Annotated in this window: 17 protein-coding genes, 1 tRNA gene and 1 pseudogene; 11 read left to right on the top strand and 8 right to left on the bottom strand. The window is 68.8% G+C overall.

Annotated elements, in window-relative coordinates; genetic code table 11:
* Positions 1-50: 50 nt before the first annotated feature.
* Both M1L60_RS23590 and M1L60_RS23585 read right to left on the bottom strand, forming a co-directional pair.
* Positions 51-3,278, bottom strand: coding sequence for a DEAD/DEAH box helicase (locus tag M1L60_RS23590; protein WP_253239653.1), 3,228 nt, complete (start codon positions 3,276-3,278; stop codon positions 51-53).
* Positions 3,279-3,484: 206 nt separating this feature from the next.
* On the bottom strand, positions 3,485-3,841 hold the full coding sequence (locus tag M1L60_RS23585) for a nucleotidyl transferase AbiEii/AbiGii toxin family protein (RefSeq protein WP_253239652.1): 357 nt from the start codon (positions 3,839-3,841) through the stop codon (positions 3,485-3,487).
* 97 nt (positions 3,842-3,938) lie between these two features.
* On the opposite strand from M1L60_RS23585, the gene M1L60_RS23580 reads away from it, so the two are divergent.
* From M1L60_RS23580 to M1L60_RS23550, 7 genes and pseudogenes are all read left to right on the top strand, one after another.
* Positions 3,939-4,343 carry a SitI3 family protein gene (locus tag M1L60_RS23580; RefSeq protein ID WP_308208534.1) on the top strand — a complete coding sequence of 135 codons (405 nt, stop codon included), beginning with the start codon at positions 3,939-3,941 and terminating at the stop codon, positions 4,341-4,343.
* A 151-nt stretch (positions 4,344-4,494) separates the two neighbouring features.
* Positions 4,495-4,848, top strand: coding sequence for a hypothetical protein (locus M1L60_RS23575; protein WP_253239650.1), 354 nt, complete (start codon positions 4,495-4,497; stop codon positions 4,846-4,848).
* 2 nt (positions 4,849-4,850) lie between these two features.
* Positions 4,851-5,505: pseudogene (locus tag M1L60_RS23570) on the top strand (nucleotidyl transferase AbiEii/AbiGii toxin family protein).
* Between the two features lie 383 nt (positions 5,506-5,888).
* Positions 5,889-5,961, top strand: a tRNA-Arg gene (locus M1L60_RS23565).
* A 26-nt stretch (positions 5,962-5,987) separates the two neighbouring features.
* Complete coding sequence (locus tag M1L60_RS23560; protein WP_253239649.1) at positions 5,988-6,962, top strand: asparaginase; 975 nt, start codon at positions 5,988-5,990, stop codon at positions 6,960-6,962.
* The gene (locus M1L60_RS23555) at positions 6,955-7,533 is read left to right on the top strand and encodes an AAA family ATPase (RefSeq protein WP_253239648.1); all 579 of its coding nucleotides are present in this window, start codon (positions 6,955-6,957) and stop codon (positions 7,531-7,533) included. The genes M1L60_RS23560 and M1L60_RS23555 overlap by 8 nt, the downstream gene beginning before the upstream one ends.
* Entirely contained in the window at positions 7,527-8,216 is a 690-nt protein-coding gene (locus tag M1L60_RS23550; RefSeq protein ID WP_253239647.1) for a hypothetical protein, read from the top strand. The genes M1L60_RS23555 and M1L60_RS23550 overlap by 7 nt, the downstream gene beginning before the upstream one ends.
* Here the strand turns inward: M1L60_RS23550 and M1L60_RS23545 are convergent.
* The 3 genes from M1L60_RS23545 to M1L60_RS23535 all read right to left on the bottom strand — a co-directional run bounded on the left by M1L60_RS23545 (position 8,208) and on the right by M1L60_RS23535 (position 10,325).
* Positions 8,208-9,047 (bottom strand): hypothetical protein, encoded by an 840-nt coding sequence (locus tag M1L60_RS23545; protein ID WP_253239646.1) that lies wholly within the window; start codon positions 9,045-9,047, stop codon positions 8,208-8,210. The genes M1L60_RS23550 and M1L60_RS23545 overlap by 9 nt on opposite strands.
* A 70-nt stretch (positions 9,048-9,117) precedes the next feature.
* Positions 9,118-9,813 (bottom strand): hypothetical protein, encoded by a 696-nt coding sequence (locus M1L60_RS23540; protein ID WP_253239645.1) that lies wholly within the window; start codon positions 9,811-9,813, stop codon positions 9,118-9,120.
* On the bottom strand, positions 9,810-10,325 hold the full coding sequence (locus M1L60_RS23535; RefSeq protein ID WP_253239644.1) for a SigE family RNA polymerase sigma factor: 516 nt from the start codon (positions 10,323-10,325) through the stop codon (positions 9,810-9,812). The genes M1L60_RS23540 and M1L60_RS23535 overlap by 4 nt, the downstream gene beginning before the upstream one ends.
* A 146-nt stretch (positions 10,326-10,471) precedes the next feature.
* Between M1L60_RS23535 and proA the strand changes: the two genes are divergently transcribed.
* Positions 10,472-16,261, top strand: coding sequence for an anti-phage protein ProA (gene proA, locus M1L60_RS23530; RefSeq protein ID WP_253239643.1), 5,790 nt, complete (start codon positions 10,472-10,474; stop codon positions 16,259-16,261).
* Here the strand turns inward: proA and M1L60_RS23525 are convergent.
* Entirely contained in the window at positions 16,258-17,145 is an 888-nt protein-coding gene (locus tag M1L60_RS23525; protein ID WP_253239642.1) for an NAD-dependent epimerase/dehydratase family protein, read from the bottom strand. The genes proA and M1L60_RS23525 overlap by 4 nt on opposite strands.
* Positions 17,146-17,233: 88 nt before the next feature.
* On the bottom strand, positions 17,234-19,222 hold the full coding sequence (locus M1L60_RS23520; protein ID WP_253239641.1) for a glycosyl hydrolase family 28-related protein: 1,989 nt from the start codon (positions 19,220-19,222) through the stop codon (positions 17,234-17,236).
* A 446-nt stretch (positions 19,223-19,668) separates the two neighbouring features.
* Here M1L60_RS23520 and M1L60_RS23515 point away from each other — a divergent pair, with 446 nt between their 5' ends.
* From M1L60_RS23515 to M1L60_RS47930, 3 genes are read left to right on the top strand one after another with little or no spacing between them, the layout of a single operon-like run.
* On the top strand, positions 19,669-19,998 hold the full coding sequence (locus M1L60_RS23515) for a hypothetical protein (RefSeq protein WP_253239640.1): 330 nt from the start codon (positions 19,669-19,671) through the stop codon (positions 19,996-19,998).
* Between the two features lie 31 nt (positions 19,999-20,029).
* Positions 20,030-21,244: a CehA/McbA family metallohydrolase gene (locus M1L60_RS23510; protein WP_253239639.1), complete on the top strand. Its 1,215-nt coding sequence runs from the start codon at positions 20,030-20,032 to the stop codon at positions 21,242-21,244.
* A 7-nt stretch (positions 21,245-21,251) separates the two neighbouring features.
* The gene (locus tag M1L60_RS47930; protein WP_253239638.1) at positions 21,252-22,472 is read left to right on the top strand and encodes an EAL and HDOD domain-containing protein; all 1,221 of its coding nucleotides are present in this window, start codon (positions 21,252-21,254) and stop codon (positions 22,470-22,472) included.
* Between the two features lie 35 nt (positions 22,473-22,507).
* Here M1L60_RS47930 and M1L60_RS23500 read toward each other — a convergent pair whose 3' ends face one another.
* Complete coding sequence (locus M1L60_RS23500) at positions 22,508-23,668, bottom strand: RNA polymerase sigma factor (RefSeq protein WP_253239637.1); 1,161 nt, start codon at positions 23,666-23,668, stop codon at positions 22,508-22,510.

Here is a 23,668-nt window from a genome sequence, read left to right as displayed (position 1 = left end):
TCAGAGGGCGTGACCAGACTGCTGGGACGAGAACTCCACCGCCAAGCGGGCTAATTGAGGAGTTCGCGGATGTCGGCGGCGGTCAGGGCTGCAGAGGAGAACTCCCCACCGTCCATGACGCCGGCAAACAACTCCGCCTTGCGGGCCTGCAAGGCCATTACCTTCTCCGCGATGGTATCGCGCGCTACCAGGCGATAGACCATGACGTTTCTGGTCTGGCCGATGCGGTGTGTCCGGTCCACCGCCTGCGCTTCCGTCGCGGGGTTCCACCACGGGTCGAGCAGGATGCAGTAGTCCGCCTCGGTCAGATTCAGGCCGAACCCGCCCGCCTTCAGGCTGATCAGAAAGACCGGCGCGGCGCCGGTCTTGAACTCCGCCACCACCCGCTTGCGGTCGCGGGTGGTGCCGTCGAGGTATGAGCAGGCGACGCCGGCCTGTTCCAGCCGATCGCGGGCGCTGCCGAGAAAGCGAGTGAACTGGCTGAACACCAGGGTGCGGTGGCCCTCCGCGACGATATCGGTGAGCTGCTCCACGAGCAGGTCGAGCTTGGTCGAGGAGACTGCGCGGTGTCGTTCGTCGACCAGCGCCACGTCCAGGCTGGCCTGCCGCAACAACGTCAGCGAGCGGAAGATTTCGAAGCGATTCTTCTCCAGGTCGCCCAGCAGGCCGAGCACCTTCTGCCGTTCCCGCTGCAGGTAGCGCTGGTAGACCTTGCGATGACCGGGTGACAGGTCAACCTCGACCACCTGTTCCTGCTTGGCCGGCAGGTCAGCGGCCACTTCGCTCTTGCGCCGGCGCAGCACCAGCGGCCGGATCCGGCGGCGTAACTGGGCCAGCCGGTCCTGGTCGCGGTCACGTTCGATCGGATGGCGGTAGTACTCGGTGAACCGATCGAGCGAAGGGAACAGGCCGGGGGCAGCGACCGAACACAGCGCCCACAGCTCGGCCAGGTTGTTTTCCATCGGCGTACCGGTAATGGCGATCTTGAAAGGAGCCGGGAGGCGGCGGGCGCACTTGTACGCCTGCGACTGCGGGTTTTTCACGAACTGCGCTTCGTCGAGCACCAGACCAGCCCAGTCCGATGCCGCGTAGTCGTCGTACTCCAGGCGGAACAGGGTGTAGGACGTGATCACCACGTCAGCGTGCCCGATTGCTTCAGCCAGATCGACTCCTCGCCGGGCCGCAGTCGAGGTGATCGTCCGGACCTCAAGGTCGGGAGTGAAGCGGGCTGCCTCGGCCGCCCAGTTGTGCACGACGCTGGCCGGCGCCACGACCAGGAAGCGGCCGTGTTTGCCGGCATGACACAGCAGAGCGAGCGCCTGCAGGGTCTTACCGAGCCCCATGTCGTCGGCGAGGATGCCGCCAAGCCCGTTGTCGTGCAGCGCGGCCAGCCACCGGAAGCCCTCCTCTTGGTACGGGCGCAACTCGGCGCATACCTCGGTGGGCACCGGCTGGTCCAGGGCCACGCCGCCGCTCAGCGCGGCCACCGTACGCTGCCAATCCGCGGCCTGACCGGCCAACTCGCCCAGTTCGGCCAGCTCGTCCCAGACCCCGGCCTGGAACCGGCCGACCCGCAGCACGCCCGGCGGGCTGTCGGTGAGCGCCCGCGATTCCGTGATCAGATCGCGTAGCTGTTGGAACTCCGGCCGATCCAAGCCGAAATAGGCGCCACTGGGCAGAATCAGGAACTCTTGATCCTGGGCGAGGGCCACGAACAGCGCCTCGAAGTCGACCTGCTCGCCGCCAACCGCGACGCGAACGGACAGGTCGAACCAATCCTGTTCGCCGGCCTCGGCGGCGCCGGTGAACGTGATGACCGGCGCCGCCTCGGTCTCCTGCAGATTCCAACCGTCGGCGGGCTCGATCACGGACACCCCGAGCTCGGCCAGCGCGGGAACCACCGTACTCAGGAAGCGGATCATTTCGTCGCCGCCGAGCACCGACTCGGCGGCGAGCCGCGGGCCCAGTCGGCCGGGCTCGAGCAGGCTGGGTACGACGAGATCGGCCACCCGCTGAAGGAGATCGGCACCCTCGTCGGACAGCGTCGGCGACCAGAGCGGCTCGCCGTTCCGCTCGCCACCTACCTCGACCACCCACTCCCAGCGCACTCGCAGCTGCTGCCCGCGTTCGGCGCTCAAGGTCGCGGACAGGACTGGGGCACCCACCTCGGGCAGCCTCACGGCGGGCCCGGCCGGCACGACCTCCACCTGCCGGACCAGGCCGGGATAGAACTCGGCGAAGAACCGCTCCTCGTGCTCGCCCGGAATCCGGATACTCGATGCTGTCAGCACCTTACGAGCCGGCTTCGGAAGCGGACGGGCCAGCGGAGCCAGCCTCATGGCGAGTCCAGTTGGTTCCGCTTCACCTCGCATGCCCCACGAGGCGATGCCGTGCGCCGGCTCGCCGATGAACGTCGCGCTCTCCAAGTCGACCGGCATGCCGTCGTCCTGCACCACGGCTTGCAACGACAAGTCACCGTCGACCCGGTCGACTCGCATCGATACCCGCGCCGGACGGCGCGCCACAATCACCGGCCCGGCGTTCTTGCCATACATCACCAGCGGCAGGCCGGCCTCCTGCGCCTCGGCCAGCAAATCCCAGATCCGTCGACTGCTGAATTCGTCGAGAAAGACGTTCGCGCTGCTGCTGTAGTAATACTGCGCATGGGAGCCGGACAGCTTGACTATTTCAGTCAGCAGTTGGCGGTGGTGCTTCAGGTCCGGCGAACCGCCTCCGGCATAGCCGAGCGTCTGCCAGCTGATCCCCGTACGCACCCAGCCCCTGCGGCCCGGCAACACCGGACGCATCGAGATCCGCTGCTGGGTCTTCCTCGTCCGCGCAACATGGGCGTTTACCAGCTCGAACTGCAGCCCGAGACCAGGATCCACAGGCTGCGGGACCGGCTGCGTCCCTGCCACGTCACGGACCCAGGCGGACAGCTGGGACTCCCACCGACCGGCCTTCGACCGCCGCTGGGCCGGTGCCGTGGGCTTCGCCGCCCCAGCGTCCTGCTGAGCGGCGATCAGCAGCGCCACGACATGTACGCATTTCGTATCGGCGCAGCTGCATGCACCCCTCAGTGCGGGCTTCGCCCCCTGGACGACCTCGCCGGTCACTTCCCCGCCGCCGCGAACCTTGCCGACCGCCTGACCGGATCTGCCCACGGCCGGGCCGACGATCTCCCCATCCTCCAGCACTGCTCGCGCTTGAAGAAACGTGCGGACCCCGACCAACTCGCAAAGCACCGCTTCTTCTGAGGAGAGGACCAGCTTCGCCATCGTCGCCCTTCGCGAGAGTCAGCGACCCACTCTAAACGCGCGGCAAGAGGCGCTGCAGGCGACGTACTCACAACGAGGGACGTCGCGGCTGCCGCCGGCGCTCATCGCACCAGACCAGGTCGCCCTACAGACAAAGGCTGCACGCCGGGTACCTGAAGCCGTGGTCGACACCAGCCGATGTTCCGCGACAGCACAGGTTCATGCCGTCATGAATCCGAGTGTCCGGTATCCGGGCATGCGGCGTTGCAGTGAGTGCGAAGTGCAGTGCGCAGCGCGTCGACGGCGTCGTCGACGTCGGCTTCGGTGGCGTTGAAAAAGACGTCGACGTCTTTGCTGTGCCGAGCCGTGGCGAGGCGAGCCAGCAGCGCTCCTGCTCCCTTGAGGACCCATCGGTCGGCGTCGTGGGAGCTGAACAGCCGGGCGAGGGCCCGGTCGTAGGCGAACTGCCGCTGGAGCTCGGCAAGTGGGTAGCGCCGGTCGGTATGCGCGATCTGCCCGAAGCGTTCTTTGAGTGCCGTCCTGAACGCCGACGGCGTCTGATATCGGAAGGTGGGCTCGGTCATCGACGTGACCCCTTGCCGGTGAGTGCCTGGACGAACTCGTCTTGGTCGGTGTGGCCGTAGGCGACTGCGTAGGGCGCAACAATGGCGGTAGCGCCTCATCGCGCAGCAGGCCGAGCGTGATGGTCAACAGTCTCCGGACGGCACCGTTTTCCTGGATGGCATGTACGTGACAGCCAGCGCAGATTCCGCAGACGACGTCAACGAGGCGATGAAGCTCTTCGGATTCGAGGACCGCTTCTGGGTCACGTTCCGGTTCGCGAATCTCGCGGACGAGGCGACCAGCGATCACAATACGGCGCTGATGGTGCATGTGCTCATAGCGTTCGCCCAAACCCACGGCGGCAGCGGAGTGTTGCTGCACAACGGCGAGCGGGCAGTCCTGCAATGCGGAAAAGAGGGGATCACCTTCGACGCCGGGTGGGAGGACTGGACCGAGAATAGTGAAATCGCCCCGCTGCTCACCCAATTCGCCAGGGGAACGCTTCCGCAACCCCTGCTGTAGCGGGTTGAGTATCGATCCAGGCACGTCGACCGTCGAAGACCTAATCTGGTTGCGGCGGCGCCTCATGGAGAGGCCGGCAGGCCGTAACGCCGGCCGGACGAGACCCGCCCAGGAATGCCTGGCCGTATCATCGGATCAGGAGGTGGAGCAGATGGCAACGATCGACCGCCCGCCGCGTGGTTCGCGGTATGTGGACCAACGGCATTACGTCGTGCCGTCACGTCTTGCCGATCTGCACGGGCCGACCGGCGGCCAAGTCACTCTCGATCGATCATTGGATTGGTCCGGCGACAGCACCTATGACCTTGATGATCCCGGCGACCTCCAGGTGATGTACCAGACCGTCCTGAACCAGGCGGCCAGTGCCGAGGACCTCAATCGCTGGCTGGACGGCGATGTCCTGCGCCGGGTATGGCCATCTCTGTGGCTTCCTGCCCGATTGAGGGCGCTGTGGCAGGACCGCTTCTCGGAACTGGCCGCGCCGCCACAGGCACTCGCCGGCTGACCATGGATCCAAGCCACCTGCGGCTCGCAGAGATCGGGCTCCGAGAGGCCGGCCGTTACGGATTCGCGCTGGCCGGCGGGTATGCAGTCCAAGCGAACGGCATCCTTGACCGTCCGAGCGAAGACATTGACCTTTTCACCGCCTGGGACCGCCGTGGTGAGCTCACGGCGGCGGTGGACGCCGTCATCGACGGATACCGCGCGGCCGGATACGCCGTCGACATCGTTCGGCAATTCGAGACCTTCGCCCAGCTCGCCGTCACCGACCCGGCCGAACCCGAGCGGCCTTACAAGGTCGAGTTGGCCGCGAACTGGCGCTCCTTGCCGCCGGTGGTGATGGACGTCGGTCCGGTGCTTCACATGGACGACGTCGTCGCCGGGAAGATGTCTGCCCCTGTTCACTCGGGCCGAGCCGCGTGATTTCCTCGACGTCGACGCCGCCATTATGACTGGCTATTTCACCCGCGAACGGCTGCTCGAGCTGGCCGAGGAAGCCGATGCCGGGTTCGACCGGCGGATCTTCGCCGACCTGCTCGCCATACTGCACCGCTACCCAGATCGACGCTTCGCGGCCTACGAGGCCACCCCTGATCACATCGCCGCCATGCGGAAACGATTCGAGGAGTGGCGGGGCCAGCTGGCGACCGATTCGTCGTAGCGAACGGGGCCACGCGCCGGGACACCTCGTGCGCGAAGTGCCCCGGCGACGCTGCCGCAGGAGGCGCACCCCGCGGTACCGGTGGCACGAACCATCGCCTGACCCCGCACGAACATCAAGTCGACCGCCAAAGACATTTGGCCAGCTCAGGAGTCGCCGCGAGTGCTCCTGACGTGCTCGGGGAGCGAATAGCACCCGACATCACCGCTGGGCACCCGTGGTCACCGTCGGGCACGCCGGGCCGCGTGTGCCCGGGATTTGCTCCGGACGCGCTCCGACCAGCGACGGAACCCCCGCAGCTCGACCAGCCGGCACCGCTGGGCATTCGATGGGACGCCCGGGCACTCCTGGGAACGCCCTGGTAGGTACGATATGGGCCGTAGGCCCTCGTAGCTCAGGGGATAGAGCATCGGTTTCCTAAACCGTGTGTCGTAGGTTCGATTCCTACCGGGGGCACCTCGCGTTCTTGGAGAGCGTTCGTCGTGGCTGGGTCGGTTCTGGTGGTGGGGCTGGGTGGCACCATCGCCATGACCTCTACTGCGGGCGGTGGGGTGGCGCCGAAGCTCTCCGCTCAGCAGCTGGTTGATGCCGTTCCAGGGTTGGCTGCGACCGGTATCGAGGTGCAGGCGACGACGTTTCTGAACCGGCCGGGGGCCTCGCTCGGGGTTGGTGACCTGGTTGAGCTGGTGCGGATCATCGAGGCCAGCAGCGCGGCGGGGATTGTCGTGGTGCAGGGGACGGACACGATCGAGGAGAGCTCGTACGTGTTGGATCTGCTTCACGGTGGGGATCGGCCTGTGGTGGTTACCGGCGCCATGCGGAATCCGACTCAGGCGGGGGCTGACGGGCCGGCAAATTTGCTGGCGGCGGTGGTTATCGCGGCCAGTCCTGAGGCGCGGGGGCTTGGGTGCCTGGTGGTCATGGCCGACGAGATTCATGCGGCTCGGCGGGTTCGGAAGGGGCATTCCACCAGTACGGCGGCATTCGCCTCGCCGAATGGCGGGGTGCTCGGGTATCTGGTGGAGGGGCGGGCTCGCTTCGTCAACCGGGTCGACGGCCGGATTCGAGTGCCGTTGCCGGTCGGGAGTCCGTCGGTGGGCGTTTGCGTTGCGACTCTGGGGGACGACGGGGCCACGGTGGGGGTGCTCGCCGAGCGGCTTGATGGGCTCGTTGTCGCGGGCTTCGGGGCGGGGCATGTGCCGGAGGGTTGGGTTGACGGTCTGACCGCGGCGGCGAAGCGGATTCCGGTGGTTCTCGCGTCTCGGACGGGGGCTGGTCCGGTGCTCAGGGAGACGTACGGATTTGCCGGGTCGGAGCGGGATCTGTTGGGCCGCGGCCTTATCAGCTCCGGTTATCTGGATGCGTACAAGGCTCGGGTTCTTCTTCATTTGACGCTGGCGGCCGGGTTCGACCGGGAGCGGATCGCGGCGACGTTTGCTGTGGCCGGTAATGGTTGAGCCGACCCTGGTGGTCATTCGCGGCAACAGTGGCAGCGGGAAGACGACCACGGCTCGGGAAGTCCGGCGGCGGTACGGGCGTGGGTGCGCTCTGATCGAGCAGGACTACGTGCGCCGGGTGATGCTGCGGGAACACGGTGGCGACGGGATGGATGCGGTGGCGCCGGCGTTCATCACCACGATGGTTCGCGAGGCGCTCGGGCACGGGTATCACGTGGTGCTGGAAGGGATTCTGCACACCGGTCAGTACGGCCGGCCGCTGCGGGAACTGATCGCCGACCATTCGGGGGCGGTGTTCGCGTACTGGATGGAAGTCTCTTTTGCCGAGACGGTGCGCCGGCACGAGGGGCGGGCCGAGCCGATTCCGGTCAGCGCCGAGCAGATGCGTTCCTGGTACACGCCGATGGATCTGCTGGGTGTGCCCGGCGAACGGGTGATCGGCGAGGACGTCAGTCTGGCGGCGGCCGTGGAGGTGATCTCCGGGCTTTCTGATGTGCCGCCTTTGACGCCTTGCCCGGTGACGTGCGTGCGGTGCGACGAGATTCGGCGCAGTACTTTGGGTGAGTGCTGAGCGACCGGGATCGCCTCCTGTTGGCGCCGCACCTTGTGTCGTTGCGGGCGGCTCAGAAAGAACTGGCGGCCGCCCGGCTCAGTTTTGAGGCGGCCGCGCAAGGGCTGACCGAATCGGCCGGCAGCACGGACTGGCGGGACAGAGTGCTCGGCGGGCTGTTCAGTGCCGACGACGGGCGTACGCAAAGGTTTCGGCAGTCTCGGGAGGCCCACAAGACGGCGGGGAAAGCGCTGGCCGAGGCCGAAGCCAAATACGCCAAGTACGCGGAGCGGATCGACGGGCTGCTCGATCCGCTGCTGTTCCGGGACGATCCGGGTTATCGGGCGCGCGCCGAGGCGGTCGGTGTGTGCGACAAAGCTCTGAGCGCCTGTGAAAAGTTACGCTGGCAGATCTCGTCCACCCTCAAGCTCAGCGAGTCCAGAGAGGATGAAATGGCTCGCCAGCAGCGAACTGAGCTGCTCCAGGAAATGCGCCGGCAAGTGCCGGGTCTGCGGCGGACGATCGAGCGGGCCGCTCAGGCCGTCGGCGAATCACCGCCGCCGGTCGGGCATGGGCCCGCCATGAGGCAGCCGCGCGAATTGCGGGTGCAGTTGGAGGCGGCGATCAGAGAGATCGGCCGGTGGCGGGACGATGCCGAGCAGGTGCGGGTGGCTGCGCTGCGGGCCGCGCACGAGTCACTGTGAGCGGGTCAGCGCGTGGGCCAGACCGATGGCGAACGGGGACTTGTCCGTACGCCAGACCTGCCGTTCCTCATACGGCCAGGCGTAGACCGGGAACCCGTCGCGGCACAGGCCGGCCAGTCCCGGCTCGCCCAGATCGTCGGCGGCGTGGGCGCACAGCTGGGGGATTCTCGGCACGATGACGCCGTAGTCGACGATGCGGGACAAGTAGTTCTCGTCGGCCAGCACCTCGTCGATGCCGATTTTTTCGAGCGGATACACGTCGGGCAATACGTCTTTGAGCGAGAGGAACAGGTCGGCGCCGCGTCGGCGCGGGTCGCCGAGCAGACGGCCGAGCACGGCCAGCTTTCCGAGCGCGAGCTTCGGTCGTACAAGAAGGCAGTGGGCGTAAAGCACCCGGAGCAGAGCCACATCCATGAAGAAGCGCTCGAGCGGCCCCTCCCCCGCCACCAGATCCCGATGCCGCAGATAGCCGCCGACGATGCTGGAGTTGTGCGCCCGATACCAACGCTCCGGCGCCGGCTCGCGCAGAAACGCGAGCCAGAAACCCACGCTGCGATTGCTCGGCGACCCCGGATCGCCGTGGAAAAGCAGATCGGCCTCGGCCGCGTCCCGCAGCAGCGATGCGTTCACGGCCCGCCACCACGGGCTGCCGCCGTCCGCCCGCAGCACCCCGCACCGGATCTGCCATTTCATAAAGGCTACTTCGGCCCTCCGGTACGACCGGATGCCACGCTCCTCGTAGAAGGCGGCGGCCAACCGGAGACGTTGGGCGGGATCGTCACGCACAGCCGCCACCAACTCACTGGCCCGTTCCGCCGCACCGATCGTCATGGTGCCGGAATGTAGCGCGAACGGCCCGCGACCGGGAGGTCACGAGCCGCTCGCCGGGGGTGAGAAAAGGTCAGCCGACGCCCTGGACGGCGTCTTTTTCGACGTGGACGCCGGCGCCCAGTTCGACGATCTGGGATTCGGTGAGGCCCAGGCCCTGCCAGACCTGGACGAGCAGGTAGATGCCGTTCGGCTGCTTGACCCAGAGGGTCCAGCCGCTGTCGCCGTTCGCGTCGGGCTTTTCCAAGCTCTTGACCAGGATGCCGTCGCGGTCGCCGACCTTCACGGTCTTGCCTTCGCGGCCGGGTCCGCTCTGGTCCTTGGACTCGAGCATGACGGCGATTTTGTCGACGAACGAGTCCTTGTTGTAGACCGGGTCGGCCGACGGGTCGACGTCGGGGCCGGGGTTCTTGGCCTTGTCGGGGGCGATCGTCACGTAGCCGAGCTCGCTGGTCTGCACGAACCAGCCGTCCGGCACCTTGTCGACCGTGAAGCCCTTGGGCTGCTCGCCCTTGTAGGCGACCAGCTGGACCGAGGCGGTGATCCGGTCCGGCGACGAAGGGGCCGGCGGGGCGCCGGTGGTGCTGGTGGCGATCGCGATGGCGGCGGCCAGCGCGGCGATCCCGAAGGCCGAGCCGGTGCAGGCCTGGACGACCCGGCGGCGGCGCAGGGCGCGGCGGCCGCGGGTCAGGTCGGCCGCGATCTGCTCGTCGGTGGCGGCGGGGATCGGACCGGCGATCTGCTGGAGGTGGTCACGCAGGTCGTTCATGGGGTGGCTCCCTGGCTGGAAAAGGTGGGAAGGGCGGCTCGGAGACGTTCCAGACCCCGCGCGGTCTGGCTTTTGACGTTGCCCTCCGAGCAGCTGAGCGCGTCCGCCGTCGCTGCCACGTCGAGGTCGTAGAAGTAGCGGAACACCACGGCCGCCCGCATGCGGGGCGGGAGCTCGCGTAGTGCCTGCTTGACGGCCTCACCGGCCACCCCGGCGCCGGCCGGCACGGCACCCGCGACGTCGGGCAGTACGGCCATGCTGCGCTCGCGGTGCCGCCAGACCCGTCGCTTCTCGTCGATCAGCGCGTTGACCAGCACCCGGCGCACGTAGCCGTCGGGGTTGTCCGCGCGCTGGAAGGCCGGCCAGGCCACGTACAGCTTCGTCAGCGCGGCCTGGACCAGGTCTTCCGCCAGGTGGGTGTCGCCCGCGGTCAGCAGGGTCGCCGTATGGAGAAGGCGAGGGCGCCGGCTCACCACGAAATCGTGGAACTGCTCGTCTCTGTCTCGTCTCACATCCCGATGACGATCGCCCCACCAGCCAGGTTGCATGGCGCCCATCATCCGCGCCGAAGTCAAGACGCCGATGTGCGGGAATACGCCCGGACAACGCCCGATTTGGGGCACGCTGAGATCACGATCTGGCCGGCGAGAGGGCTCGCGTGACCCACGACGTTTTCACACCGGTGGTGCTGCACGCCCCCGGGCTGGAAGTTCATCTGCTGCTCCAGCCGGCCATCAACCTGGCCCTCGTGCACAACCGGGTCGCCCCCGTACGCCAGCTTCTGATCGGAAATGCGGCCTCGGAGCCGGCTCAGCGGCTCGAGGTGCGGCTGGACATCATCGGGCCCGACGGGCCGTTGGGCGAGGCCTGGCACGACGACGTGCCCGAGATCTCGCCCGGCGCGGCCGTGGCCTGGGATCACCTCGGCTCGTTCGGGCCGGACACGGCGGTGCTGCGGAACGCGAACGAGGCCTTCCCCGTCGACTACCGGATCAACGTCGCCCGGCTCGGCCACCCGGATTTCGTGGCGTCCGTCCCGTCGCGGGCGCTGGCTCACGACGAGTGGTTCAACCATCCGCTGCTCTACGACTCGCTGGCCGCCTTTGTGCAGCCCAACACGGAAGCGGTCGACGCCGTGCTGCGGTCGGCCGGTCAGATCCTGGTCGCCACCACCGGATCCGGGTCCATGGAGGGTTACCAGAACGGGTCGAAACGGGCGGCCCAGATCGCCGGGGCCGTGTACGAGGCGCTTCGTCAGCTCGGCATCCACTACCGCGGGCTCCCGGCGTCGTTCGAGAACACCGGGCAGAAGATCCGGACCACGGCGGCCGTCCTGGAGAGCCGCCTCGGCAACTGCGTCGACATGTCCGTCACCTACGCCGCCTGCCTGGAGCAAGCCGGCCTGCGACCGCTCATCTGGATGATCAGAGGGCACGCCTTCGCGGGCTTCCTGGCCGCCGAGAGCCACCTGCCGGCGCCGGTGGTGACCGAGGAGAACCTGCTCATCTCGATGGTCGAGTCCGGGCGGGCGGTGCCGGTGGAGGTCACGGCCACGGGTCCCGGTTCCGAGTCGCTCGATTTCACCCGGGCCGTCCGGGCCGGTCTCACCCATTTCCGCAAACCGCGCGGCACCCTGCTGGGGGTCATCGACGTCCACAGTGCCCACTGCAATGGCGTACGCCCTCTGCCCACCCGGGATTCGCTGCCGCAGCTCCCGGTGCCCGTGGACACCGGCGCCCCAGCCCGGGTCTCGATCGAACTGCCGCCCGGAGCCGCCCGGGACCGGCTGGACGAGCAGGCGGCCGACGAGGCCGTTCCGCAGGAGAACGACGAGTCCCCGCCGCGCATCCAGCAGTGGAAGCGGGCCCTGCTCGACCTGAGCCTGCGCAATCCGCTGCTGAGCCTTCCGGCCCGCGGCAAGGGACTTCAGCTGCATGTGCCGGCCGGGGCGCTGGCCCTGCTCGACGACCTCGTCCACGCCGGGAAACGGCTGGAAGTGATCCCCCACGACCAGATCAGCCACATCCACCAGCTGGCGGGCGCTCGGGGCGCGCAAGACCTGGATCCGGAGACGCTGATCGGGCAGCTACGCGACGACCTGCGGATCTATGGCGCGGTGGACGAGAAGCGGTACCGCAGCGCCATGCGCGGACTGCAGCGTGAAGCGCGCACGATGGAGCAGGAGACGGGCAGCAACTACCTCTACCTGACCATCGGCACCCTGGTCCACCCGAAACCCAACGGCTCCGAGGCGTACGCACCGCTCTTCCTGCTTCCGGTCCGGATCGACGGGGGTGTCGGCCACCAGCCGTACAGCCTGGTCGTCGACGGAACCCAGCTCGCCTCGCCCAACCAGTGCCTGGTCGAGTGGCTGCGGGTCCGGCACGGCGTCAAGATCAACGAGCTCGAGAACCCGCTTCGGGACGAGCACGGGATCGACATCCCGGCCACGCTGGCGGCGATCCGCGACAACCTGGTGGGCAATCGGCTCAACTACCGCATCGACGAGACCGCGAGCCTGCGCCTGCTCCAGTTCTCCACCTTCCAGCTCTGGCGTGACCTGCGGGACCACTGGCCGGTCTTCATGGAGAGCCCGGTCGTGCGGCACCTGGTCGAATCGACCGGGGCGACGTTCGACGACCCGGCCGGCGACCCGTCGGCGGTCGTCATCGACGAGAGCCGCCTGCACCTGCCGATCCCGGCCGACGGGTCCCAGATGCAGGCGGTCGAGCTGGCCAAACGGGGCTACTCGTTCGTCCTGGAGGGACCGCCCGGCACCGGCAAGTCCCAGACGATCACCAATCTGATCGCGACCGCCGTCGCGAGCGGCCGGACCGTGCTCTTCGTGGCCGAGAAGCAGGCGGCGCTGGAAGTGGTGAAGGGGCGGCTCACCTCGATCGGGCTGGCGCCGTTCGGCCTCGACCTGCACGGCCGTACGCAGTCGATCGAGGCGATCCGCGAGCAGTTGACCCTGGCCCTGGAGCAGGACGACCGGGGCGACGGCACGGCGTGGACGGCCGTCGAGACCGCGTACCGGACGAAGTTGTCGACCCTGGCGCGCTATCCCGAGCGGTTGCACGCGGCCAACGGCGCGGGGCTGACCGCCTGGTCGGCGTTCGAGGCGGTTCTGACGTACGGCGAAGGTCCCACGGCGGACGTACCGCCCGCGTATCTCGAGGTGGCGGCCGCTTACCGGGACCAGGTCGAGCACCATCTGCAGGACTTCGCGGCCGTGGCCCGGTCGGCGCGGCTGCGGCGCGATCATCCGTGGTCACTCAGCGGGCTGCGCGCCGTCGGCGACCTGACCCGGGACCAGGTCCATCAGATCGCCCAGGACCTGGAGCGCGTACGGGCCGATCTGCTCGCCCAGCCCGGGCTCGCCGATTGCGTACGAGAGCTGGCCGAACCCGACGAGCTCGAGGCGTTCCGGGCCGCCGCGCACTGGGCGGCCGCCGGTCGGCTGCCGGACCACGCCTCGACCCGGCGCGCGATGGAACCCGGGTGGGACGAAGCCGTCACCGGTCTGCGGGCCGACCTGGCCCGCGTCCGCCGGGACCACGGCCCCGAGCTCGCCCTGTTCCAGCCGGCCGTGCTGGCGGCGCCCGACCTACCGGCGTGGCAGGCCGACGCCGTCGACGCCGCGAAGCGCATGTTCGGCAAACGCCGGGCCCTGCAGAAGGTCGCCGATCAACTCACCCCGTTCGTCCACGAGGGTCAGGTGGTCCCTCCCGACCAGGTGGCGGACGTGCTCGGGCGACTGCTGCAGCTGCGGGAGCACGCCGACGACCTCCACCGGCGGGTGGCGGCGCTCGGCGCACTCCGGCTGCCGCCCGGCTGGCTCGCCGTCGGAGCGCAGGCCGAGGACCAGCTCGCGCAGGCCCACCAGGCCGCCGTGATCGGCCGCGACCTACTCCGCCAGAACGCGAAAGTGTGGGAGGTGCTGGCCGCCGGCGTCGATCCCACGCTCGTCGACCGCATCGTCGCGGCCTGGGCCGCCTGGCGAACCGCCCTGCACAGCGGTCCGGCCGAGTTCGCCTCCTGGTCGGCCGAACCGGGCTGGTACGACTCCTGGCAGCGCGACGGGGCACGCTGGCTCGCCGAGCTGGCCGGCGACGGGCTGCTGGGCCTGCAACGGTGGGCCGGTCTGCTGGTCAACACCGACGCCCTGATCCGGGCCGGTCTGACCACGTTCCGCAGGCAGTTGCTCCAGGGCGAGATCTCCGCGGAGACGGCCGAGGAGGCGTACCGGCGCGGCCTGGCCCGGACGGCGCTGGCCGAGCGGATGCGCGCGGGCGATCTCGAGTACTTCGACCCGGTGCGGCACGACAACGACATCGTCCAGTTCCAGAAGGTCGCCGCCGGGCTGCGGACCGCCCTGCCCGATCACTTGCCCTCGGTGCTGGTCGACCGCCGGCCCTTCCGCCCCACCGAGCGGCGCGGCCGGGTCGCCGATCTGGCCACCGAGCTGCGCCGGAAACGGGGCGGGAAGTCGTTCCGCGAGCTGTTCACGCAGTACTCCGACGTCATCCTGGCGCTGACCCCGTGCGTCCTGGTCAGTCCCGCCTCCGCGGCGACCTTCCTGGCCCCGGGCGCGGCCCGCTTCGACATCGTCATCTTCGACGAGGCCTCCCAGATCCGCGTGCCGGAAGCGATCGGCGCGATGGGCCGGGGCCGGGCCACGGTCATCGTCGGTGACTCCCGCCAGATGCCGCCCACCTCGGGCCTGCAGCTGCTGAACACCGACGACACGCCGCCGGGCGAAGAGGACCCGGTTCCCGAGGACCTGGACAGCATTCTCAGCGAGGCGGTGGAGTCCGGGCTGCCGCAACGCTGGCTGTCGTGGCATTACCGCAGCCACGACGAGTCGCTGATCGCCTTCTCCAACCGGTACTACTACGAGAGCAAGCTGTCGAGCATGCCCTCGCCGGGCTCGGCCGACACGGCCGGTGTGCACTGGCGCCGGGTCAATGGCCGGTACGACCGTGGGGCCACCCGCACCAACAAAATCGAGGCCGAGGCGATCGTGGCCGAGATCGTCCGCCGGGTCCACGATCCGGTCGGCCGCGAACATTCGATCGGCGTCGTCACCTTCAACCTCCAGCAGCGCAACGAGATCCTGGACCGGCTCGAGCAGCACAGCGATCCCCTGGTGCGCGAGCGGGTGTCGGCGGGCCGGCGCGAGCCGATCTTCGTGAAGAACCTGGAGAACGTCCAGGGCGACGAGCGTGACGTGATCCTGTTCTCGCTGGCCTTCTCCACCGATCCCGACACCGGGAGGCTGCCGCTGAACTTCGGGCCGCTGAGCCAGACCGGCGGGGAACGACGGCTCAACGTCGCCATCACCCGGGCCCGGCGGCAGGTCGTGCTGTTCGCGTCGTTCGATCCGGGCGACATCGACCTGGCCCGCACGACCTCGATCGGTACGCAGCATCTGCGGGCGTACTGCGAGATGGCGGCGGTCGGCACGGAGCGGCTCGGGGACCTGTCGATCACCCGGCGGCACAACCGCGACCGGATCCGGGACGAGGTGGCGACCGCCCTGAGCGATCGCGGGCTCGAAGTCACCACCTGTCACGGGCTGTCGGAGTTCACTGTCGACATCGCCGTGCGTACGCCGGGAGCGCCGCGCTGGCAGGTCGCGGTGATGCTCGACGGGCCGCAGTGGGGCAAGCGCCCGACCGTGGCCGACCGGGACGACGCGCCCCGGCTCCTGCACCTGATCATGGGCTGGCCCGAGGTGGTGCGGTTCTGGCTGCCGGCCTGGATCCGCGACCGAGCCGCGGTCCTCGACTCCATCACCGCCGCCGTCGACCGCGCCGTGGACCGTCAGGCCGCGCCGGAGCCGGCCATCGAGCCAGAGCCGACCATCGAGCCAGTGCCGGCCGTCGTCGAGGAACACCTTTTCGTTCCGTACGTGCCGACCCCGCTGGGCGACCGCGCCGACCTCGACCTTCTCGGCAGCGACGCCGCTGTTCAGGAGACGGTCCGCACCGCGATCCGCGAGGTGGTGGCGGCCGAGGGCCCGGTCGAGCAGCACCGCCTGGCCCGGTTGGTGCTGGCCCGGTTCGGCTTCGCGAAGTCGAACCCCGACCGTCGCGCCGCGGTGTTGTCCCAGGCCGATCCCGAGTTGTTCCGCAGCCACGAGTCCGCCGTCTTCGCCTGGCCGCCGGAGCTCGACGCCGAGGCGTGGCGCGGCTACCGGCGTACGCAGAAAAGCAGTGATCGTGGCCTCGAGGACATCGCGCCCGAGGAGATCGCCAACGCCGCCCACAACGCGCTGGCGGTCAAGCCCGGCCTGACCGAGGAGGACCTGCTGCGATCCACCCTGGAACTGCTGGGCTATCGCCGGATGACCGAGAAGATCGAGCGGCTCCTGCGCTACGGCCTCGAGACCGGGCAGAAGACCGGCGCGGTGGTGCGGAACGACGACGGCAGTTACGTGAGCTAGCGCGGGTTGGCGGCCACGAAGGCGGCCACGTACTCGTCCAGTCGCCGTTCCGGGCGCCAGCCCAGCTCGGCCGCCTTCGTGATGTCGGCCTGGCCCCGGGTGCGCTCGCCGCGCAGCGCGGGGGTCAGCTCGTAGGGCACGCCGAACATCTGGGCGACCTCGAGGATCGGCCACTCGTGACCGGCGCCGAGCAGGTAGCCGTCGCCGCTGCCCTTCTGGGCGACCAGGACGATGCCGCGGACGATGTCGTCGATGTGGGTGAAGTCGCGGGTCTGAGTGCCGGGTGAGACCACCGGCAGCGGCTCGCCATGGAGGTATTTGTCCTCGAAGATGCCGATCACGGTCGCGTACTTGCCGCTGGTGATCTGGCCCGGGCCGTACACGTTGTAGAAGTACGTGATCGCGTAGTCGAGGCCGTACCAGCTCGCGTAGTTCCGGATGTACTCGATGTTCTTGGCCTTGGTCCACGCGTACGGGTTCAGGTTCTCGTCCTGCCCGTCGTTGCCGAACTTCGAGCTGGACCCGGCGTAGATCAGCTTGGCCCCGGCGGCCGAGGCGAACTTGACCACCTCTTTGGTCCCGAGCAGGTTGTAGTCCCAGGTCAGGTCGTGGTCCTCGAACGAGGTGACGATCCGCGAGTACTCACCCAGGTGGAACACGATCTCGGGGCTGGGCAGGCCACGGTCGGCCCAGATCTTGGCCAGGTCGGCCGTCGAGCCGTCGAGGTACGTGACCCGGGGGTCGTTGACGTGGTTCTCAGGGACGCCCGTGAAGTAGTTGTCGAGCGAGACGATCGCGGCGGCCGGATAGTCCGTGAGCAGGGTTTTGATCAGGGCGGAACCGACGAACCCGGCGCCACCGGTGACCAACAATGTGTGACTCAACGTAACCCTCCGACCGACGACTCCCGATCGAAAAGGCTACCAAGAGCAGGCCGCCCCGCCCGAATCGTTCGAGCGGGACGGCCCGGCACTACCAGGGAGCGGGGGCGGGCGGCGCGACCACCGGCGGGCGGTCGTCGCAGGTGATGGTGTTGGGCAGCAGCCACGGCGCGAGCCAGCCGTCGTTGCCGCCGCGATCGGTCACCGTGAACTCGGAGCCGGCCGGGGTGAAGCCGAACGACCCGCAGTTGTTGACCGGCACCGCGCCGACGTCGCGGGCGTCGACGTTCTCGAAGGTGGCGCCGCCGGCCACGCGGGCGCTGAGCACACTCGTACCGGTGCCGTCGATCTTGACGTCCTTGAAGTGGACGTTCGGGATCGAGTAGAGATCCTTCACCGGCCAGTCCGAGACCATCATGATCGCGTTGTACGTGTTGTCGAGATAGTGATCGCCGGTGACCTCGATGGCGGCGTCGATGCTGCGGTCGAGCGCGAAGATCCAGATCGCGCCGAGCCCGATGTTCCAGTTCAGCTCGTACGTGCCCGCGCGCACCGTGGTGTTGTTGGTGATCCGCAGGGTGCCGGTGAACGGCTCGGCCCCGAACCGCGACCCGGCGTGGATGGCGCTGCCCTCGCGGATCGGGTCGGCGATCAGGTTGTTCGAGACCGTGTTGTCCCGGCCGCCGTAGATCGCGATACCGTTGGCCAGCACCGGCGTCTGCACGGTGTTGCGGTCGAACGTGTTGCCGGCGTTCGTCGTCTTCTCGGCCCACATGGCCAGGCCGTCGTCGCCGCTGTTGCGGACGAAGTTGTTGCGCACGAGCGAGCCGGTGACACCGGTGTGGAAGTTCAGAGCATCGGCGATCTGGTCGACGATGACGTTGTCTTCCACCCGTACGTTCGACATGGGCCCGTCGAACCAGAGCCCGACCTTGGTGTGGCGGATGTGCAGGCCCTTGATCGTCGAGTCGCTCATCGCGCCGCCGACCCCGTTGACCTGGTCGATGTCGATGCGCTCGCGCACGTCACCCTCGATGGCGAACCCGGACAGATGCACGTTGCGGCTGCCACCCTCGGACGCGTACTTGCCGTAGAAACCGACCCCGGTGTGGGTCGACCCGTCCGCGGCCGGCGTGGAGAGCGCCACCTGACGGCCCTTGATGACCGTGTACCAGTTGCCCGCGCCCTCGATCGTCACATTGTCGACGATGATGTGGCGGTTGACCTGGAAGGTGCCCGGTGGCACGTACACCTTGAGCTTGGTCTTCTTGGCGAAGGCGATCGCCTTGTCGAACGCGGGGGCGGAGTCGCGCCGGCCGGTCGGGTCGGCCCCGAAGGCCAGCACGTTGGCGGCGAGCAGGTTGACGTGCGGCAGCCCGACCAGCTCCGAGTCGAGCAGGTCGATCACCGTCCACGGCACGGCCGAGGACGCGGTCAGGCGCACCTTCTCGCCGGCCCGGACCGTGCGACCGAGCAACAGCCGCTGCTCGTCGTAGAAGTGGCTGGGCCGGAACGGCTTGGTGATCACCGGCGTCGGCGTGGTCGCGGCGGGCACACAGGCGCACTCGGTGATCCACCAGTCCGGGTGCAGCAGGTCGGCATTCGGGTCGTTGGTGAACGGATACTGGTTGTAGAGCCACGAGTACTGCGAGGTCAGCGTCATCGTGCGGCTCGTGCTGCCGGCCTTGACGGTCAGCGGGGCGGTCAGCCCGCCGCCGGTCGTCGAGTCGGGGATGCTGTAGCGCACGGTGACCGCATTGGCCGCCTTGGGCAGCGTGAACTCGACGTACTGGCCGGGCGTCAGACGTACGGCGGACCGCCCGGACGCCTCGGCGGGCAGGGTGTACGCGGTGCGGTCGGGCCCGATGACCGTGCCGTTGGTCTTGGCCCGCTCGGCCTCCTGTTCGAGGAAGGCGACGGAGGCGCCACGACCGGCGACGAGCGCGGGATCGAGGCCGGCCCGGGTGACCGCGGGGACGGCGGTGGTGGATGAGGCATGGGCAGCACCGGCGGGGACGACCGCAGCGGCGCTCAGAGCTATGACGGCCACGGCGACGGGCCTTCGGAAAGCCAGGTGCATCGACGAACTCTTCTCTGAGCGGAGAGGACGGGGAGAAGGAGCGTGGCTGTGACCATAAGATTGCTGTGACGCAGTCCACAAGGTTCAGTCGATAGTTTCCGGCAGATTGCTCGGTGTTTACGTGAAACGATCGTTTTCTTTCACGCTCGTCGCGCTGCTGACCGCCGCTTGCAGCAACCAGCCGCAAGACGGATCGTCGGCCGCGGACGACAGCCTCTGGCAGACCGCCGTTCATCGCTGAGACATCCATAGCTGTCGCTTTCTTGCGATGCTCGGCGCATGACCGGCCACGAGCACCACCACGCTCCTGATCACCTCAGCCGTCGATCCTTGCTCGCCGCGTCGGGCGGGCTGCTGGTGCTGGCAGCCAGTGGTCGCACCCGCTGCTCGGGCACGTCAACGTCTGGTACGCCGGCAACTTCACCGACCTGGGCAGCTCGTCCAGCATGGGCAAGCTCTACGACTTCATCGAGTCCTCGGGCGGCATCGGCGGCTTCAACCATCCCGGCCGCGAACTGCTGAGATTCAACGACTTCGCGTACGACGCCGGCCTGCGCGACCAGATGGTCGGCCTCGAGATGTTCAACCGCGGCGACGACTACCTGTTCGACGGCTGGTCCGACGGGCAGAGCTCGCCGCTCAACGCGTGCCTCAACGCCGGCCGGGCACCCCAGCAACGACTGGGGCGTGGCCTATACCAGCCCGTGGTGGCTCACCGCCTGATCGGCCGACCACGTACGGACCAATCCTCGGCCGCCCTTGCGCGATTCACCTGACCATCGTCCGGGGCCTTGACATGCTCCTCGGGTGAGCGCGTCCCATCACCAACCCCGTGTCCGACGTCGATCCCTGCTGACCGGCGCCGGCGGTCTGGCCGTGCTGGCCGCGACCGCCGGCCCGGCCCGGGCCGCCCGCTCCCGGCGTGCCTCGAGGATCAGCCGGGGCACCACCCTCGCGTACGCCGACCTGCACAACCACACGCTGCTGTCGGACGGCATGGGCGAGCCCGAGCTGGCCTTCGAGTCGATGCGGTCGGCCGGGTACGACGTGGCCGCGCTGACCGACCACGCCACCGACCACGCGCTGACCGGGCTCACGGGTCACAAGTGGCGCCAATTGGGCCGGTTGGCCGACGACGCCGACCGGCCCGGCTCGTACACGGCGCTGCGCGGGTTCGAGTGGTCACACTCGCACCTGGGTCACATCAACATCTGGTTCACCGACGACTACGCCGACCTCGACACCGCCGGCGACACCACCGAGCTGTACGACTGGCTGGCCACGACCCAGGGCGTCGGCAGCTTCAACCACCCGGGGCGCCAGCGCGAGCAGTTCGGCGACTTCGCCTACGATCCGCGGGTCGCCCGGCACATGGTCGCGCTCGAAATGATCAACAACGGCGACGACTACCTGTTCGGCGGCTGGCCGGAGCATCACTCCCCGCTGTCGGCCTGCCTCAACGCGGGGTGGCGGACGGGGCTGACCGGGGTCTCCGACGAGCACGGCGCGGACTGGGGGCACGACCGGGACAAGGGGCGTACGGGGCTCTGGCTCACCCAGAACACCCGGGCCGGAGTGCTGTCGGCCCTGCGGGCGCGGCGCTTCTTCGCCAGCCGGGTCGACACGTTGCGGCTCGATGCGACAGCCGATGGCGTACGAATGGGTGGGCGCCTGCCGCTGGCCAAGGGCGACGTGAAGATCCGGGTCGACTTCCACGCGGGCCCGGACTGGGCCGGGCGGCCGCTCAGCCTGCAGGTGCTACGACCGGGGACGACCACGCCCGAGGTGGCCGACCTGGTGCACTTCACCGCCGGTGAGCTCGTCGAGACGACCGTGCCGCTCGACATCGCGGACGGCGACTGGGTCGTGCTGCGTGTCTCCGACCCCGCCCTGGACAATCCGACACCCGGCCCGGAAGGTCACGCGTGCAACGATTTCGGCCTGGCCTACGCGAGCCCGTGGTGGCTGACCGGCGGATCAACCACGGCCAAGTCATCAACTCGGCACCCGTCCGGCCGATAGGCAGCGCGTGAAACCATCGGAGGCAGGCGACGGCACCAAGCTCGTGCACGTCGGGCGCCAACCCATCTTCGATGCGCAGGGTGACGTGGTCGCCTACGAGCTGCTCTTCCGCGGCAGCATGGACGCGGTGGCGGCGGGGCGGCAGGACACCTACGCCACGAGCACGGTGATGATCAACGCGTTCACCGAGTTCGGCATCCGCGAGGTCGCCGGCGACCGGCTCTGCTTCATCAACCTGACCCGCGAATTCCTCGCCGGGGAGCTGCCGTTGCCGTTCGGGCCGGCCCAGGTGGTGCTGGAGGTGCTCGAGACGGTCGAGATGGACGACGAGGTCGTCGCCGGGATCACGCGTCTGGCCGAGGCCGGCTACCGGATCGCCCTGGACGACTTCGTCTGGGGGTCGGGGCACGAGCAGCTGTTCGGGCTGGCCTCGTACGTCAAATTGGATCTTCTCGACGGCGACGTGAGCAACCTCGACGAGGTCGTGGCGGCCATCCGGCAGTTCCCGAACATCCAGCTCGTCGCCGAGCGGCTCGAGACCGAGGAACAGCTCGCGCTGGCCGATCGCTACGGCATGGAGTTGCGGCAGGGGTACGCGCTGAGCCACCCGCAGGTGCTGACGGTGGCCAGCCTGTCGCCGTCCCGGCTGCGGAGGCTCGAGCTGGTCACGGCGCTGAGCGCGCCCGAGACGGACATGCCGAGGATCGTGTCGATCATCGCTAGTGATCCGGCGCTGTCGTTGCGGGTGCTGCGGGCCAGCAACTCGGTGGCGGCAGGGCATCCCAACCGAGTTTCCTCGGTGCGGCAGGCCGTGGTGATGGTGGGGCTCAAGCACATTCGCCAATGGGCGATGCTGATGGTGCTGGACGACGTGGGCGGGGCGGCTGAGGAGCACATGCTGGGTGTGCTGACCCGGGCCCGGTTGTGCGAGAACGTGGCCCAGTGGTTCGGGGCGCAGCCGGATGCGGCGTTCATGTCAGGGGTGATCAGCGGGGTGGCCCGGGTGCTGGGGATTCCGTCGGCCGAGATGGCCGAGCAGTTCCCGTTGGCGCCGGCTGTGGCGGCTGCTCTGACCGAAGGGGCTGGGCGGCTCGGTCAGGTTTTGTGCGCGGTTGATTCGTACGAGAAGGGGGAGCTGGGGACTTACGATCTGGCTCCTCAGTACATGGATGCTGTGCGGTGGTCTACCCGGGCTCTCGACGCCTCCAACCGGCTGGCGGCTGCTTAGGTTATCTGGGTTGCGGTGGGACGGTTCGGGGTGGGTCAGGTCAGTTCCTCGGCGCGGGCCAGGAGGGCGCGGCGTTCCGGTCCGTCCTCGCTTGCGGCCGCTGCCTCGTGGAACAGCGCTTTTGCGCGCTCGGTGTCGCCGGTGCGGGCGGTCAGGTCGGCTTCGACGGCGATGACCATCGGGTAGCTGTGTCGGATGTCTTTTGTAGTGGCTAGTTGGTCCAGGCCGGCGGTGGGGCCGTAGGCGTAGCCGTGGGCCACTGCGCGGTTCAGGTGGATCACGGGCGTGGGTTGGATCCTGGCCAGTTCGTCGTACCAGCGGGCTATGTCGGGCCAGTTGGTGTCGCTCGGGGTTGCGGCTGTGGCGTGGCAGGCGGCTATGTGGGCCTGCAGGGCGTACGGGCCGGTGACGGGGGTGCGGCGCAGGATCTGGACGGCCTCGTCGATTGCGGGGTGGTCCCAGGCGTCGCGGTCCTGGCGGTCCAGGGGCACCAGGTCGCCGTTCGTGTCGCGGCGGGCGTGGCGGCGTGAGTGCTGGAGCAGGAAGAGCGCCAGCAGCGACGACACCTCGGGGTCGGTGGGCATGAGGGTGTTCAGCAGCCGGGCCAGGCGGATGGCCTCGTCGGCGAGAAGTGGTTCGCCGTCGTAGCCGCGGTTGAACAGCAGGTACAGCACAGCGAGCACGCCCGGCAGCCGCTCGCCCAGCGCGTCGCCCTCGGGCACCCGGTAGGGGATCCGCGCGTCCGCGATCTTGGCCTTGGCCCGGGTCAGGCGGCGGGTCATCGTCGGCTCGGTGACCAGGAAGGCACGGGCGATGTCGCTGGTGGGCAGGCCGGCCACCGTGCGCAGGGTCAGGGCCACGCGGGACTCCAGGGCCAGCGCCGGATGGCAGCACGTGAAGATCAGGCGGAGCCGGTCGTCGGGCTCGGCCGGAGGGTCGGTCGTCAGGGCGAGCTCCCGCAGTTTTCGGTCCTCGGTGGCGGCGCGGCGCAGCACGTCCAAGGCCCGGTTCCGGGCGACTGTCATCAGCCAGCCGCCCGGGTTGCCGGGTACGCCGTCGCGCGGCCACCGTTCCAGGGCAGTGGCCAAGGCGTCCTGTGCGCAGTCCTCGGCCAGTGTCCAGTCGCCGGTCAACCGGATCAGGGTGGCGACCAGGCGAGTCCAGTGCTCCTGGTGGGCGGCGGCGACGGCTTCCAT

The organism is Paractinoplanes aksuensis (assembly GCF_024137025.1).
In the GTDB taxonomy this organism is placed as follows: Bacteria; Actinomycetota; Actinomycetes; order Mycobacteriales; family Micromonosporaceae; genus Actinoplanes; species Actinoplanes aksuensis.
The sequence above is the reverse complement of the archived record's forward strand: the minus strand, read 5'-3'. Positions and strand labels throughout refer to the sequence as shown.

Coding starts and splice junctions, on each gene's coding strand:
- M1L60_RS23575 (WP_253239650.1), top strand. CDS start 4,495: ATGGCAACGATCGACCGCCCGCCGCGTGGTTCGCGGTATGTGGACCAA.
- M1L60_RS23590 (WP_253239653.1), bottom strand. CDS start 3,278: ATGGCGAAGCTGGTCCTCTCCTCAGAAGAAGCGGTGCTTTGCGAGTTG.
- M1L60_RS23540 (WP_253239645.1), bottom strand. CDS start 9,813: ATGAACGACCTGCGTGACCACCTCCAGCAGATCGCCGGTCCGATCCCC.
- M1L60_RS23520 (WP_253239641.1), bottom strand. CDS start 19,222: ATGCACCTGGCTTTCCGAAGGCCCGTCGCCGTGGCCGTCATAGCTCTG.
- M1L60_RS23545 (WP_253239646.1), bottom strand. CDS start 9,047: ATGACGATCGGTGCGGCGGAACGGGCCAGTGAGTTGGTGGCGGCTGTG.
- M1L60_RS23585 (WP_253239652.1), bottom strand. CDS start 3,841: ATGACCGAGCCCACCTTCCGATATCAGACGCCGTCGGCGTTCAGGACG.
- M1L60_RS23500 (WP_253239637.1), bottom strand. CDS start 23,668: ATGGAAGCCGTCGCCGCCGCCCACCAGGAGCACTGGACTCGCCTGGTC.
- M1L60_RS23515 (WP_253239640.1), top strand. CDS start 19,669: ATGGGCAAGCTCTACGACTTCATCGAGTCCTCGGGCGGCATCGGCGGC.
- M1L60_RS23555 (WP_253239648.1), top strand. CDS start 6,955: ATGGTTGAGCCGACCCTGGTGGTCATTCGCGGCAACAGTGGCAGCGGG.